General features: G+C 59.9%; 11 protein-coding genes. 10 read left to right on the forward strand and 1 reads right to left on the reverse strand.

Annotated features, from left to right (window positions below; genetic code table 11):
* Positions 1 to 41: 41 nt before the first annotated feature.
* Complete coding sequence (locus tag KVG88_RS22360; protein WP_150703981.1) at positions 42 to 935, reverse strand: LysR family transcriptional regulator ArgP; 894 nt, start codon at positions 933 to 935, stop codon at positions 42 to 44.
* 96 nt (positions 936 to 1,031) lie between these two features.
* On the opposite strand from KVG88_RS22360, the gene KVG88_RS22365 reads away from it, so the two are divergent.
* The 10 genes from KVG88_RS22365 to KVG88_RS22410 all read left to right on the forward strand — a co-directional run bounded on the left by KVG88_RS22365 (position 1,032) and on the right by KVG88_RS22410 (position 15,264).
* On the forward strand, positions 1,032 to 1,433 hold the full coding sequence (locus KVG88_RS22365; protein ID WP_217872789.1) for an ACT domain-containing protein: 402 nt from the start codon (positions 1,032 to 1,034) through the stop codon (positions 1,431 to 1,433).
* 5 nt (positions 1,434 to 1,438) lie between these two features.
* Positions 1,439 to 2,041 carry a LysE/ArgO family amino acid transporter gene (locus tag KVG88_RS22370; RefSeq protein WP_217872790.1) on the forward strand — a complete coding sequence of 201 codons (603 nt, stop codon included), beginning with the start codon at positions 1,439 to 1,441 and terminating at the stop codon, positions 2,039 to 2,041.
* Positions 2,042 to 2,217: 176 nt separating this feature from the next.
* The gene (locus KVG88_RS22375) at positions 2,218 to 2,814 is read left to right on the forward strand and encodes a superoxide dismutase (protein WP_103396359.1); all 597 of its coding nucleotides are present in this window, start codon (positions 2,218 to 2,220) and stop codon (positions 2,812 to 2,814) included.
* Positions 2,815 to 3,345: 531 nt separating this feature from the next.
* A complete protein-coding gene (locus tag KVG88_RS22380) occupies positions 3,346 to 5,397 on the forward strand; it encodes a putative bifunctional diguanylate cyclase/phosphodiesterase (protein ID WP_150703984.1) in 2,052 nt (683 codons plus the stop codon).
* A 238-nt stretch (positions 5,398 to 5,635) separates the two neighbouring features.
* Positions 5,636 to 6,991, forward strand: coding sequence for an imelysin family protein (locus KVG88_RS22385; RefSeq protein WP_150703985.1), 1,356 nt, complete (start codon positions 5,636 to 5,638; stop codon positions 6,989 to 6,991).
* A gap of 237 nt (positions 6,992 to 7,228) precedes the next feature.
* A complete protein-coding gene (locus tag KVG88_RS22390) occupies positions 7,229 to 8,656 on the forward strand; it encodes a di-heme oxidoreductase family protein (RefSeq protein WP_217872791.1) in 1,428 nt (475 codons plus the stop codon).
* Between the two features lie 27 nt (positions 8,657 to 8,683).
* Positions 8,684 to 9,748, forward strand: coding sequence for an imelysin family protein (locus tag KVG88_RS22395; RefSeq protein ID WP_217872792.1), 1,065 nt, complete (start codon positions 8,684 to 8,686; stop codon positions 9,746 to 9,748).
* A 14-nt stretch (positions 9,749 to 9,762) separates the two neighbouring features.
* Positions 9,763 to 10,863, forward strand: a complete 1,101-nt coding sequence (locus tag KVG88_RS22400; RefSeq protein ID WP_150703988.1) for a DUF1513 domain-containing protein — start codon at positions 9,763 to 9,765, stop codon at positions 10,861 to 10,863.
* A 199-nt stretch (positions 10,864 to 11,062) separates the two neighbouring features.
* A complete protein-coding gene (locus KVG88_RS22405) occupies positions 11,063 to 12,211 on the forward strand; it encodes an efflux RND transporter periplasmic adaptor subunit (protein WP_217872793.1) in 1,149 nt (382 codons plus the stop codon).
* A 14-nt stretch (positions 12,212 to 12,225) separates the two neighbouring features.
* Complete coding sequence (locus KVG88_RS22410) at positions 12,226 to 15,264, forward strand: multidrug efflux RND transporter permease subunit (protein ID WP_217872794.1); 3,039 nt, start codon at positions 12,226 to 12,228, stop codon at positions 15,262 to 15,264.
* The last annotated feature ends 28 nt before the right edge of the window (positions 15,265 to 15,292 follow it).

Raw genomic sequence — 15,292 nt, forward strand, 5'->3', positions numbered from 1 at the left:
TATTTCGTTTTGCGTATTTCGTGAGTGCTTGACGCTGAACGTCAGTCCAACGGCACCAACCATTGCTTCGATGCCTGCACCAATTGATCGGTCAGCAACCCCAGCAACTGACCGCCATTGCGCCAATGATGCCAGTACAGCGGCACATCGATCGGCTTATCTGGCAATAACTCCAGCAAAACGCCGCGTTCCAGTTGCTCGCGAACCTGCAGTTCCGGCACCAGTCCCCAACCGAGACCCGCTTCGGTCAGACGGATAAAGCCTTCGGACGAGGGGCATAAATGGTGCTCGAATCCGCCATCGACGCCGAGGGACGCGAGATACCGATGCTGTAGGAAGTCGTCCGGGCCAAACACCAGCGCCGGGGTGCGGGCCAACTGATCGGCGCGCACACCTTGCGGAAAATGCCGGGCAATGAAGGCCGGACTGGCCAAGGCCCTGTAACGCATAGCCCCGAGCAACACGCTGCGTGCCCCGGCCACCGGACGCTCACTGGCGCACAAACAACCCGCCACTTCACCGGCGCGCATGCGTTTGAGGCCGACGGTCTGGTCTTCAACGATCAGGTCCAGCAACACGTGTTGTTGCGCGCAAAAATCTCCCACTGCCTGCGCCCACCAGGTGGCCAGACTGTCGGCATTGAGGGCAATGCGCAAACGCTCCGGCAAACCTTCTTCGTCCAGCGCTGGCACCAGGCTTTGCAGATCGCGCTCAAGCAAGCGCACCTGCTGCACATGGTTGAGCAGGCGTCGACCGATCTCGGTCGGTGACGGCGGCGTAGCCCGAACCAAGACCGGTTGGCCGACGCGTGCTTCGAGCAGTTTGATCCGCTGGGAAATCGCCGATTGCGACAAGCCCAATACCTGGGCGGCACGTTCGAAACCGGCCTGTTCGACCACCGCCGCCAGCGCAGAAAGCAATTTGTAGTCGAACATCAGTTCTCCTAATGAGCGATCAGCAATATTGGTTTTTCTTATACAGCGTCCTGCCCGAGAATGACCAGCAAGAACTCTTGAACAGGAAACACCTCCATGGCTGGCGAAACTTCATTGGCAACGCTGCTGCGCAGCATGAGCCCGCAACTCAACGCCGGCGAATACGTGTTTTGCACCTTGCACGACGGGCAATTACCCACAGGGCTGGACATCATCGGCAGCTTCCGCGAGCGGGAAGGCCTGACGGTCATTCTCGAACGCTCCCTCGCCGAACAGGCCGGTTTGAGCTTCGACTACGTCGCGGCCTGGATCACCTTGAACGTGCATTCGGCCCTCGAAGCCGTCGGCCTGACGGCAGCGTTTGCCACGGCCCTGGGCAAGGCCGGTATCAGTTGCAACGTGATCGCCGGTTATTACCACGACCATTTGTTCGTCGGCCAGGCCGATGCCGAACGCGCCATGCAAGTGCTGCGCGATCTGGCCGCCAACGGGGAGTAATCAATATGTGGCAAAGCTATTTGAACGGCCTGTTGGTCGCATTCGGCCTGATCATGGCCATCGGCACACAGAATGCATTCGTGCTGGCGCAAAGTCTGCGACGGGAACATCACTTGCCGGTGGCGGCCCTGTGCGTCGCCTGCGATGCATTGTTGGTGGCGGCCGGAGTTTTCGGGCTGGCAACGGTGCTTGCGCAAAACCCGACGCTGCTGGCCATCGCCCGCTGGGGCGGCGCTGCGTTTCTGCTGTGGTACGGCAGCATGGCACTGCGCCGGGCCTTCTCCAAGCAGAGCTTGCAACAGGGCGAAAACCAGACCGTGCGCTCGTTGCGGGCGGTAATGCTCAGTGCGCTGGCGGTGACCCTGCTCAACCCGCACGTTTATCTGGACACGGTTTTGCTGATCGGCTCCCTCGGTGCCCAACAAACCGAGCCCGGCGCCTATGTCGTGGGCGCGGCGAGTGCTTCGATGCTGTGGTTTTTCACCCTGGCGCTGGGCGCTGCGTGGCTGGCGCCGTGGTTGGCGCGTCCGAGTACCTGGCGCATTCTTGATCTGTTGGTGGCGGTGATGATGTTCGCGGTAGCGTTCCAGTTAATCAGCGCCGGGTGATTTATTCCAAAAGGCTCTGGAACCTCTATTCCACACAGTTGTTGCGTGGTTATGCCGCACCCCCGGTGCTATGATCCGACACCTGCGCCGCAAAGAGTACAAACTCCCCGGCGCTTGTCTGGCCGCCCGTGATCGGCCTTGCGCTCACCGCACCTGACCTGATTAGGAGATTCACCATGGCTTTCGAATTGCCGCCACTGCCTTACGCACACGATGCCCTGCAGCCGCACATTTCCAAAGAAACTCTGGAATATCACCACGACAAGCACCACAACACCTACGTCGTGAACCTGAACAACCTGGTGCCAGGCACCGAGTTCGAAGGCAAGACTCTGGAAGAAATCGTCAAGACTTCCTCGGGCGGCATCTTCAACAACGCCGCTCAAGTGTGGAACCACACTTTCTACTGGAACTGCCTGGCGCCAAACGCCGGCGGCCAACCTACCGGCGCACTGGCTGAAGCCATCAACGCTGCGTTCGGTTCGTTCGACAAGTTCAAGGAAGAGTTCAGCAAGACTTCCATCGGTACCTTCGGTTCCGGCTGGGGCTGGCTGGTGAAAAAGGCTGACGGTTCCCTGGCCCTGGCCAGCACCATCGGCGCCGGCAACCCGCTGACCAACGGCGACACCCCGCTGCTGACCTGCGACGTCTGGGAACACGCTTACTACATCGACTACCGCAACGTTCGTCCAAAGTATGTCGAAGCGTTCTGGAACCTGGTCAACTGGAAATTCGTGGCTGAGCAGTTCGAAGGCAAAACCTTCACCGCTTAAGCTCGATGCCAGTCAAAAAACCCGGCTTATGCCGGGTTTTTTTATGGAGGGATGCTTTGTGGGACAGGCGGTGTCAGGCAAGCCGCCATCGTCAGCAGGCTGGCTTCTACAAGTATCAGTGTTGTGTGCAGATTGTTTACGGCAGCCGAGATTATTGTGGGAGCCAGCCTGCTGGCGATGGTCGGCGCATCCAACATAGAGGTTGGCTGTCTCGTCGGCGTACTCCCGCGCAACGGTAATCCGGTCGATCTGAAACAACGCCAATGTCCCACGATGAAACCAGCCCTCAACCCCTTGCCCCAGAGCTACATCCGTCTAACATCAACCAATAGGAAAATATCTTCATATCCCCTCAAGTTGAAGGACCCGACTACCGACACAGTACTAATCGGACAATGCCCCCAGGCAACAGCGTATCGGCCAAGCTGCAGGCAAAATCCCTTATGGATGATTGTCCCTTTGACTGCCATCACGGGATTGCCAATACTCATGGCAACTTGATGCTACCCGCACGGAACAAGGAATAACCCTTTGAAGCTGGAACTCAAGAACAGCTTGTCGGTGAAGTTGCTCCGGGTCGTGCTCCTGTCGGCATTGATCGTCGGTGTGGTCTTGAGCTGCGCGCAGATCGTTTTCGATGCTTATAAGACCCGCCAGGCCGTCGCCGGCGATGCCGAACGTATCCTCGACATGTTCCGCGACCCTTCGACCCAGGCCGTCTACAGCCTGGACCGGGAAATGGGCATGCAGGTGATCGAAGGCCTGTTTCAGGACGATGCCGTACGCCAGGCGTCCATCGGTCATCCCAATGAAGCGATGCTCGCGCAAAAATCCCGCGAACTGCAGCAGTCAGACAGCCGCTGGCTGACGGACCTGATCTTGGGCAAGGAACGCACCTTCACCACTCAATTGGTCGGTCGCGGTCCTTACAGCGAGTATTACGGTGACCTGAGCATCACCCTCGACACGGCCACGTACGGCCAAGGCTTTATTGTCAGTTCGGTGATCATTTTCATTTCCGGCGTATTGCGCGCCCTGGCGATGGGGCTGGTGCTGTATCTGGTTTATCACTGGCTGCTGACAAAACCATTGTCGCGAATCATCGAGCACCTGACCGAAATCAATCCCGATCGCCCCAGCGAACACAAGATTCCGCAGCTCAAGGGACACGAGAAAAACGAACTGGGGATCTGGATCAACACCGCCAACCAGTTGCTGGAATCCATCGAGCGCAACACCCATCTGCGTCACGAAGCGGAAAACAGCCTGCTGCGCATGGCCCAGTACGACTTTCTCACCGGCCTGCCGAACCGCCAGCAGTTGCAAACGCAGTTGGACAAGATCCTCGTCGACGCCGGAAAACTGCAACGGCGGGTCGCGGTGCTGTGTGTCGGCCTCGATGACTTCAAAGGCATCAACGAACAATTCAGCTACCAGACCGGCGACCAGTTGCTGCTGGCCCTGGCTGATCGCCTGCGCGCGCACAGCGGACGCCTCGGCGCCCTCGCCCGTCTCGGTGGTGACCAGTTCGCCCTGGTCCAGGCCGATATCGAACAACCCTACGAAGCCGCCGAGTTGGCGCAGAGCATTCTCGATGATCTGGAAGCGGCGTTCGCCCTCGATCATCAGGAGATCCGCCTGCGTGCCACCATCGGCATCACGTTGTTCCCCGAGGACGGCGACAGCACCGAAAAACTGCTGCAAAAAGCCGAGCAGACCATGACCCTGGCCAAGACTCGCTCGCGCAATCGTTATCAGTTCTATATCGCCAGCGTCGACACTGAGATGCGCCGCCGTCGCGAACTGGAAAAAGACTTGCGCGACGCCCTGGCCCGCGAACAGTTCTACCTGGTCTACCAACCGCAGATCAGCTATCGCGATCACCGCGTGGTAGGCGTGGAGGCCTTGATTCGTTGGCAGCACCCGGAACACGGTTTGGTTCCGCCTGACCTGTTCATCCCGCTGGCCGAGCAGAACGGCACCATCATCGCCATCGGCGAGTGGGTGCTGGATCAGGCCTGCAAGCAGCTTCGCGACTGGCATGATCAGGGTTTCAGTGACCTGCGCATGGCGGTGAACCTGTCCACGGTACAGTTGCACCACGCCGAGTTGCCAAGGGTGGTCAACAACCTGCTGCAAATGTATCGCCTGCCACCGCGCAGCCTGGAACTGGAAGTCACCGAGACCGGCCTGATGGAAGACATCAGCACCGCCGCCCAGCATTTGCTCAGCCTGCGTCGCTCCGGCGCACTGATCGCGATCGACGACTTCGGTACGGGTTACTCGTCACTGAGCTATCTGAAAAGCTTGCCGCTGGACAAGATCAAGATCGACAAGAGCTTCGTGCAGGACCTGCTCGATGACGACGACGATGCGACCATCGTTCGCGCCATCATCCAGCTGGGCAAAAGCCTGGGCATGCAGGTGATCGCCGAAGGCGTGGAAACGGCCGAACAAGAGGCCTACATTATTTCCGAAGGCTGCCACGAAGGTCAGGGTTATCACTACAGCAAACCCCTGCCGTCCCGGGAGTTGAGCGCTTACCTCAAGCAGGCCCAGCGCAGCAACGCCGCCATTTTGTAGAAAGATCGCAGCCTCGTTTCACTCGACAGCTCCTACATGGGGGCGCGTCTCTGTAGGAGCTGTGTAGGAGCTGTCGAGTGAAACGAGGCTGCGATCTTCTAATCCAACAACCTTCTCCCGTGAATAAGAAATATTTCCAAGCACAACCCTTTACACATAATGCGAAAGATTTGCATTATGTGGCAGTTTTGCGCGCTGGACGCGTTATACCACCCCCTCTCGAAGCAGGATGTTCGCCATGATTCGTATGCCTCTGGCTACCGCCAGTCTGTTGGCCATCGCAATTTCCCTCGCCGGTTGCGGTGAAGGCAAAGACAAAGAAAAAGCTGCCGCTCCTGCGCCGGCTGCCAGCACTGCTGCTGCTCCGGCTGCTCCTGCCGCTGCACCGGCCGCTGCCGGTAAAGTCGACGAAGCCGCCGCCAAAGCCGTTGTCGCGCACTACGCTGACATGGTTTTCGCCGTTTACAGCGATGCCGAATCCACCGCGAAAACCCTGCAAACCGCCATCGATGCTTTCCTCGCCAAGCCGAACGCCGACACCCTGAAAGCCGCCAAGGCTGCCTGGATTGCTGCCCGTGTTCCTTACTTGCAGAGCGAAGTGTTCCGTTTCGGCAACACCATCATCGACGACTGGGAAGGACAGGTGAACGCCTGGCCACTGGACGAAGGCCTGATCGACTACGTCGACAAATCCTACGAGCACGCGCTGGGTAATCCGGGCGCCACTGCTAACATCATCGCCAACACCCAGCTTCAGGTCGGCGAAGACAAGATCGACGTGAAAGACATCACTCCGGAAAAACTGGCCAGCCTGAACGAGCTGGGCGGTTCCGAAGCCAACGTCGCCACCGGCTACCACGCCATCGAATTCCTGCTCTGGGGCCAGGACCTGAACGGCACCGGCCCTGGCGCCGGCAACCGTCCTGCTTCCGACTACCTGGAAGGCAAAGGCGCCACCGGCGGTCACAACGATCGCCGTCGCGCTTACCTGAAATCCGTGACCCAACTGCTGGTCAGCGACCTGGAAGAAATGGTCGGTAACTGGAAGCCGAACGTGGCCGACAACTACCGCGCCACCCTGGAAGCCGAACCTGCTGAAACCGGCCTGCGCAAAATGCTGTTCGGCATGGGTAGCCTGTCCCTGGGCGAACTGGCGGGCGAGCGCATGAAGGTTTCCCTGGAAGCCAACTCCCCGGAAGACGAACACGACTGCTTCAGCGACAACACCCACAACTCGCAGTTCTACGATGCCAAAGGCATTCGTAACGTTTACCTGGGCGAATACACCCGCGTCGATGGCACCAAAATGACCGGCGCCAGCCTGTCGTCGCTGGTGGCCAAAGCCGATCCGGCTGCCGACACCGCGCTGAAAGCCGACCTGGCTGCCACCGAAGCGAAGATGCAGGTCATTGTCGATCACGCCAACAAGGGTGAGCACTACGACCAGTTGATCGCTGCCGGCAACGCCGCTGGCAACCAGATCGTCCGTGACGCCATCGCTTCCCTGGTCAAGCAGACCGGTTCGATCGAAGCCGCCGCTGGCAAACTGGGTATCAGCGACCTGAACCCGGACAACGCCGATCACGAATTCTGATCGACGCTGGCTGAATAAAAAGGCGACCTTCGGGTCGCCTTTTTAGTGGCCGCGGAACCGCTCCCCCTGTAGGAGCTGTCGAGTGAAACGAGGGTGCGATCTTTTTTGAGGCAAGTTCAAAAAATCGCAGCCTGCGGCAGCGCCTGCAAATCAAAGCAAACGATAATTCCTCTTATTCAAACCTCCCTGCCCTGTTAGACTTTGCGCCCTTGTTTTGCTCGTCTTGCAGGATGTCTGATGCCCTCGCTGCTTCTTCGCTTGTCCGCACTGTTGCTGGCCTTGGGCCTGAGTGCCTGCGATGACGCCCCGCGGTTTACCGAGGCCGAACCCGGTGAAGCCCGCTCCGGCGGAAGCGCCACCGTGCGCAAGACTGATCAAAATGCATTTTCCCTGCCCTCCGCCAACCTGCCGCCTTCACGGCGCGTGGACTTCAGCGTCGGCAACAGCTTTTTCCGCAACCCTTGGGTGATCGCGCCATCGACGACGACGGCCCGCGATGGTCTTGGCCCGTTGTTCAACACCAACGCCTGCCAGGGCTGCCACATCAAGGACGGTCGCGGTCACCCGCCGGAGCCCGATGACTCGAACGCGGTGTCGATGCTCGTGCGCCTGTCGATCCCCGATACTCCGGCGTATGCCAAGGTCATCGAACAACTGGGTGTGGTGCCGGAGCCGGTCTATGGCGGGCAGTTTCAGGACATGGCCGTCCCCGGCGTCCTCCCCGAGGGCAAAGTACGCGTCGACTACACCTCGGTCCCCGTTCGTTTCAAGGACGGCACAGAAATCGAGCTGCGCAAGCCAAGCCTGAATATCACCCAGTTGAACTATGGCCCGATGCATCCCGACACGCGCTTCTCGGCCCGGGTCGCACCGCCGATGATTGGCCTGGGGCTGCTCGAAGCGATCCCAGAGGAAGCGATCCTCGCCAATGCCGAGGCCCAGGCCAAAGCGAAAGACGGCATCGCCGGGCGCCCGAACCGGGTCTGGGACGACCAACAGCAGAAAACCGTTTTGGGGCGATTTGGCTGGAAAGCCGGGCAACCGAACCTCAATCAACAAAATGTTCACGCGTTTTCGGGTGATATGGGCCTCACGACCAGCCTGAGACCGTTTGATGACTGCACCGATACGCAAACCGCCTGCAAACAGGCGCCGAATGGCAACGGCCCCGAGGGCGAGCCGGAAGTCAGCGATAACATCCTGCGGTTGGTGCTGTTCTACACTCGCAACCTTGCAGTCCCGGCGCGACGCGACGTCAGCGCGCCTGATGTGCTGGCCGGCAAGAATTTGTTTTACCAGGCCGGTTGTCAGTCCTGCCACACACCGAAGTACACCACCGCAGCCAACGCCGCAGAACCTGAACTGGCCAATCAAGTGATTCGCCCTTACAGCGATCTGCTGCTGCATGACATGGGCGACGGCCTGGCCGACAACCGCACTGAATTCCAGGCCGGTGGCCGCGACTGGCGCACGCCGCCGTTGTGGGGCATCGGTTTGACCCAAGCGGTCAGTGGCCACACCCGGTTTTTGCATGACGGTCGCGCGCGCAATCTGCTTGAAGCTGTGCTCTGGCATGGCGGCGAAGCGACAGCGGCGCGCCAACAGGTTTTGTCTTTCAATGCCGAGCAGCGCGCTGCGTTGCTGGCGTTTTTGAATTCCCTTTAATACCCATTCCACCTTCGGGAGCCCGACATGTTTCGTCCCAAATTGTTGTTCACCAGCCTTGCCGCGCTAGCGTTGGGCGCCTGTTCGCCTCAAGACCCGCAAGCGGTCACGTCGGCAGCCATCGCCAAATCGGTGATCCTGCCAACGTACACCCGTTGGGTAGAAGCCGACCGCCAATTGGCCGTCAGCGCCCTGGCCTACTGCGAAGGCAAGGAAACCCTGGACACCGCCCGTGCCGATTTCCTGCACGCACAAAAAGCCTGGGCCGAGTTGCAACCGCTGCTGATCGGGCCGCTGGCCGAAGGCAACCGCGCCTGGCAGGTGCAGTTCTGGCCGGACAAGAAAAACCTGGTCGGCCGTCAGGTCGAGCAATTGATCACCGCGCAACCGCAAATCGATGCAGCCGCACTGGCCAAGTCCAGCGTCGTGGTGCAAGGCCTGTCGGCCTACGAATACATTCTGTTCGACAGCAAACCTGACGTGGCCAACGCGGAGCAGAAAGCCAAGTACTGCCCGCTGCTGGTCGCCATTGGCGAACGCCAGAAACAACTGGCCGAAGAGATTCTGAAAAGCTGGAACAACACCGACGGCATGCTCGCGCAAATGAGCAAGTTCCCGAACCAGCGTTATGCCGATTCCCACGAAGCCATTGCCGATCTGTTGCGCGTGCAAGTCACCGCGCTCGACAGCCTGAAGAAAAAACTCGGCACGCCGATGGGCCGTCAGACCAAAGGCGTTCCGCAACCGTTCCAGGCCGATGCCTGGCGTAGCCAGTCTTCCCTGGCCGGCCTGGAAGCGAGCCTCGCCGCGGCCAAGTCCGTCTGGGAAGGCGTCGACAACAAGGGCATTCGCGGTCTGCTGCCAAGCGACCAGAAGCCACTGGCCGACAAGATCGACGCAGCTTATGCCGCATCGTTGAAACTGTTCGCCGACAACAAGCGCTCGTTGACCGACATGCTCAATGACGACGCCGGTCGCCAGCAACTCAACGAAATCTACGACAGCCTCAACGTCGTCCATCGTCTGCACGAAGGCGAACTGGCCAAGGCGCTGGGCATCCAACTGGGCTTCAATGCCAACGACGGTGACTGATGAGGGCGAGTGCCATGCTGCGACGTCAGGCTCTGACCTTAGGGAGTTTGCTGCTGGGAGCAGTGACACTGGGCGGCTGGAAGCTGTTCAAGCACAAGGACCAAAGCCCGCTGCTGCTCTCGGCGCGGGACGATACCGACGGCAAGCATTACGCCGTCGGCTATCGGCTGGATGGCACCCGGGTGTTCGCCACCCAGGTCGGCCAGCGCTGCCACGACATCATCAACCATCCGACCTTGTCGATTGCACTGTTTGTCGCCCGTCGCCCGGGCACCGAGAGCTACCTGATCGACCTGCGCGATGGGACGTTGCTGCAAACGGTGAGCTCCCGCCCGGACCGGCATTTCTACGGTCACGCGGTGATTCACCAAAGCGGCGACTGGCTGTACGCCACTGAAAACGACACCACCGATCCGGGCCGTGGCCTGCTGGGTGTGTATAAGTTCGAAGGCGAGCGGCTGGTGCACAGCGGCGAGATCTCCACCCATGGCATCGGCCCGCATCAAGTGTCATGGATGCCCGACGGCGAAACCCTGGTGGTGGCCAACGGCGGGATTCGTACCGAAGCCGAAAGTCGGGTCGAGATGAACCTCAATGCCATGGAGCCGAGCCTGGTCCTGATGCAGCGCGACGGCACGTTGCTGAGCAAGGAAACCCTCGCCCAGCAGATGAACAGCGTGCGCCACCTGGGCATCGCCAGCGACGGCACCATCGTTGCCGGCCAGCAGTTCATGGGCGCGTCCCACGAGTCCTCGGAGTTGCTGGCGATCAAGCGTCCCGGTCAACCGTTCGTGGCGTTCCCGGTGCCGGAGCATCAGTTACAGGCGATGGGGCATTACACCGCCAGTGTCGCGGTACACAGCGAGCTAAGGCTGGTGGCATTGACGGCCCCACGGGGTAACCGCTTTTTCATCTGGGACCTGGACAGCGGCGAAGTGCGTCTGGATGCCCCCCTTCCCGATTGCGCCGGCGTGGGTGCGGTGGCCGATGGCTTTGTCGTGACATCGGGTCAGGGCCGCTGCCGGTACTACGATTGCCGTCAGACAGATCTGGTTGCAAAACCGTTGGAGCTGCCTGCGGGGCTCTGGGACAACCATCTTCACCTCATGGCTTAACCCCCCAAAAGATCGCAGTCTTCGACAGCTCCTACATTGGAATAATGTGCATCCTGTAGGAGCTGCCAAAGGCTGCGATCTTTTCGAGCTTCCCCCCTCTAATGCTTCACAACCTGTAAAAACTGGCAGTTGGATTACCTCTCCCAGTCGCGGTAATGTGCCTCACTGTCTCACCTGATTTTCTCCAAGGAACTGGAATATGCTGCGTCGCCGCATGCTGATCATGTTGGGTGTTGTTTTGCTGATCGTGCTGGTCCTGGCCGGGTACAAAGCCTTCTCCATCTACACGATGATTCAAGGCTTCTCCGCGCCGAAACCACCGATCAGCGTCGCCGTGGCCACGGCAACCGAACGGCCATGGCAAGCACGCCTGCCCACGGTCGGCACGCTCAAGGCACTGCAAGGTGTGGACCTGAGTCTCGAAACCGATGGGACGGTCATCGACGTCCAGTTCGAGTCCGGGCAGAAGGTCAAGGCCGGCCAACCGATCATTCGGCTCGACAGCGCCGTGGAAAGTGCCCTGCTGGAAACCGCACAGGCAGACCTCGGGCTGGCTCAGGTGGATTACTCTCGCGGCAGTCAACTGGTGGGCAGCCAGGCCATTTCCAAAGGTGAGTTCGACCGACTGTCGGCAGTCCTGAAAAAGAGCAAGGCCACGGTCAATCAGCTCAGGGCGGCACTCGGTAAAAAAAGCATTCTCGCGCCCTTCAGCGGCACCATCGGCATTCGTCAGGTGGACGTCGGCGATTACGTGGCCACCGGCACCATGATCGCCACCCTGCAAGACCTCAGCAGCCTTTATGTCGACTTCTTCGTTCCCGAACAATCGGTGCCGAAGATTGCCGTCGGCCAACCGGTGCAGCTCATCGTCGCGGCGTTCCCGACTGAAGAGTTCCCCGGCACCATCAGTGCAATCAACCCCAAGGTCGAGAACAGCACGCGTAACGTGCAAGTCCGCGCCACCCTGGCCAACCCCGATGGCAAGCTGTTGCCCGGGATGTTCGCCAGCCTGCAAGTGATCCTGCCCGACCCTCAGCCGCAGATCGTCGTGCCGGAAAGCGCGATCACCTACACGCTCTACGGCAACTCGGTCTATGTCGCCGCGCAGAAGAAAGCCGAAGACGGCAGCGTCGAAAAAGACGACAAGAGCCAGCCCGTCCTGATCGCCGAGCGGCGTTTTGTCGAAACCGGCGAACGCCGCGAAGGCATGGTGATCATCACCAAAGGCGTGAAGAACGGTGAAACGGTTGTCACGGCTGGCCAGATCAAACTGGACAACGGCGCGCACATCGCCATCAGCGACGACAAGACCCTGGCCGAAAAGAACAGTCAGCCTCGCGCTGACTGATCAAGGAACCCCCAATGGCTTTTACTGATCCGTTCATCCGCCGCCCGGTGCTCGCCACCGTGGTCAGCCTGCTGATCGTACTGCTGGGCTTCCAGGCCTGGAGCAAGCTGCCGCTGCGCCAATACCCGCAAATGGAAAACGCCCTGATCACGGTGACCACGGCGTACCCCGGGGCCAACGCCGAAACCATCCAGGGCTACATCACCCAGCCGATGCAGCAAAGCCTGGCCAGCGCCGAAGGTATCGACTACATGACCTCGGTCAGTCGCCAGAATTTTTCGGTGATCTCGATCTATGCCCGCATCGGCGCCAACAGTGACCGCTTGTTCACCGAACTGCTGGCCAAGGCCAACGAGGTGAAGAACCAATTGCCCCAGGACGCCGAAGACCCGGTCCTGAGCAAGGAAGCCGCCGATGCCTCGGCACTGATGTACATCAGCTTTTTCAGCAAGGAGTTGAGCAACCCGCAGATCACCGACTACCTGTCACGGGTGATCCAGCCGAAACTCGCGACCCTGCCCGGCATGGCCGAGGCGGAGATTCTCGGCAATCAGGTGTTCGCCATGCGCCTCTGGCTGGACCCGGTGAAGCTCGCCGGTTTCGGGCTAACGGCCAGCGACGTGACCAACGCGGTGCGCCAGTACAACTTCCTGTCCGCCGCCGGCGAGGTGAAGGGCGAGTATGTCGTCACCAGTATCAACGCCAGCACCGAACTGAAATCCGCCGAAGCGTTTGCTGCCATTCCGCTCAAAGTCGATGGCGACAGCCGCGTACTGCTGCGCGATGTCGCACGGGTCGAGATGGGGGCGGAAAACTACGACACCATCAGTTCTTTCGGTGGCACTCCGTCGGTGTACATCGGCATCAAGGCCACGCCTGCCGCCAACCCGCTGGACGTGATCAAGGAAGTGCGCAAGATCATGCCGGACCTTGAGGCCCAGTTGCCGCCCAACCTCAAGGGCGAGATCGCCTACGACGCCACGCTGTTCATCCAGGCGTCCATCGACGAGGTGGTGAAAACCCTGTTCGAAGCGGTTCTGATCGTGATCGTCGTGGTGTTCCTGTTTCTCGGCGCACTGCGTTCGGTTGTGATCCCGGTGGTCACCATCCCGCTGTCGATGATCGGCGTGATGTTCTTCATGCAGATGATGGGTTACTCGATCAACCTGCTGACCCTGCTGGCGATGGTGCTGGCAATCGGCCTGGTGGTGGACGACGCCATCGTCGTTGTGGAAAACATCCACCGCCACATCGAGGAAGGCAAGACGCCGCTGGACGCCGCTATCGAAGGCGCCCGGGAAATCGCCATGCCGGTGGTCTCGATGACCATCACCCTGGCAGCCGTGTACGCACCGATTGGTTTCCTGACGGGGCTGACCGGCGCCTTGTTCAAGGAATTTGCCCTGACCCTGGCCGGCGCCGTGGTGATTTCCGGCATCGTGGCCCTGACCCTGTCACCGATGATGTGCGCCTTTCTGCTACGCCACGATGAAAATCCCAGCGGCCTGGCCCATCGCCTGGACCTGATCTTCGAAAGCCTCAAACGGCGCTATCAGCGCATGCTCCACGGCACGCTCAATACCCGGCCAGTGGTGTTGGTGTTCGCGGTGATTGTGCTGTGCCTGATCCCGGTGTTGCTCAAGTTCACCAAATCGGAACTGGCGCCGGACGAGGACCAGGGCATCATTTTCATGATGGCCAACGCCCCGCAACCGACCAACCTCGATTACCTGAACACCTACACCGACGAGTTCATCTCGATCTTCAAGGCGTTCCCCGAGTACTACTCTTCGTTCCAGATCAACGGTTTCAACGGCGTGCAATCGGGTATCGGTGGTTTCCTGCTCAAACCGTGGAACGAGCGCAGCCGGACCCAGATGCAAATCCTGCCCGACGTTCAAGCCAAACTGGAAAGCATCCCGGGACTGCAGATTTTCGGCTTCAACTTGCCATCCCTGCCGGGCACCGGCGAAGGTCTGCCATTTCAGTTCGTCATCAACACTGCCAACGACTATGAGTTGCTGTTGCAAGTGGTCGACCGGGTGAAAAAACGCGCCCTGGAGTCCGGCAAGTTCGCCTTCGCCGACGTCGACCTGGCCTTCGACAAGCCGGAAGTCGTGGTCGATATCGATCGCGCCAAAGCTGCCCAGATGGGTGTGTCGATGCAGGACCTGGGCGGAACACTGGCGACCTTGCTCGGTGAAGCGGAGATCAACCGGTTCACCATCGAGGGACGCAGCTACAAAGTCATCGCTCAGGTCGAACGACCGTTCCGCGACAACCCCGACTGGTTGAACAACTACTACGTGAAAAACACCCAGGGTGAGCTTCTGGCCCTGTCGACCCTGATCACCGTGACCGACCGTGCGCGACCGCGGCAGTTGAACCAGTTCCAGCAACTCAACTCGGCAATCCTGTCCGGCGTGCCGTTGGTCAGCATGGGCGAGGCCATCGAAGTGGTCCGTCAGATCGCCCAGGAAGAAGCACCGGTCGGCTTTGCCTTCGACTATGCCGGGGCGTCGCGGCAATACGTGCAGGAAGGCAGTGCCTTGTGGGTCACCTTTGCCTTGGCACTGGCGATCATTTTCCTGGTGCTGGCCGCGCAGTTCGAAAGCTTCCGCGACCCGCTGGTGATTCTGGTGACCGTGCCATTGTCGATCTGCGGTGCATTGATCCCGTTGTTCCTCGGCTGGTCGAGCATGAACATCTACACCCAGGTCGGTTTGGTGACGCTGATCGGGTTGATCAGCAAGCACGGGATCCTGATCGTCGAATTTGCCAACCAGTTGCGCAAAGACAAGGGCCTGACACCCCGCGAGGCAGTGGAAGAAGCAGCGTCCATTCGTCTGCGTCCGGTGTTGATGACGACGGCCGCCATGGTGTTTGGCATGGTGCCGCTGATCATTGCCTCGGGCGCGGGCGCGGTGAGCCGGTTCGACATCGGAACGGTGATCGCCACGGGGATGTCGATCGGGACGCTGTTTACCTTGTTTGTGCTGCCGTGCGTGTACACATTGCTGGCTAAGCCCGATAAACCGAAAGAGCCCGCGTAACCCTGTATAAAAAAGGCCTCGCAGATGC

It is taken from the genome of Pseudomonas azerbaijanoccidentalis (assembly GCF_019145495.1).
GTDB lineage: Bacteria > Pseudomonadota > Gammaproteobacteria > Pseudomonadales > Pseudomonadaceae > Aquipseudomonas > Aquipseudomonas azerbaijanoccidentalis.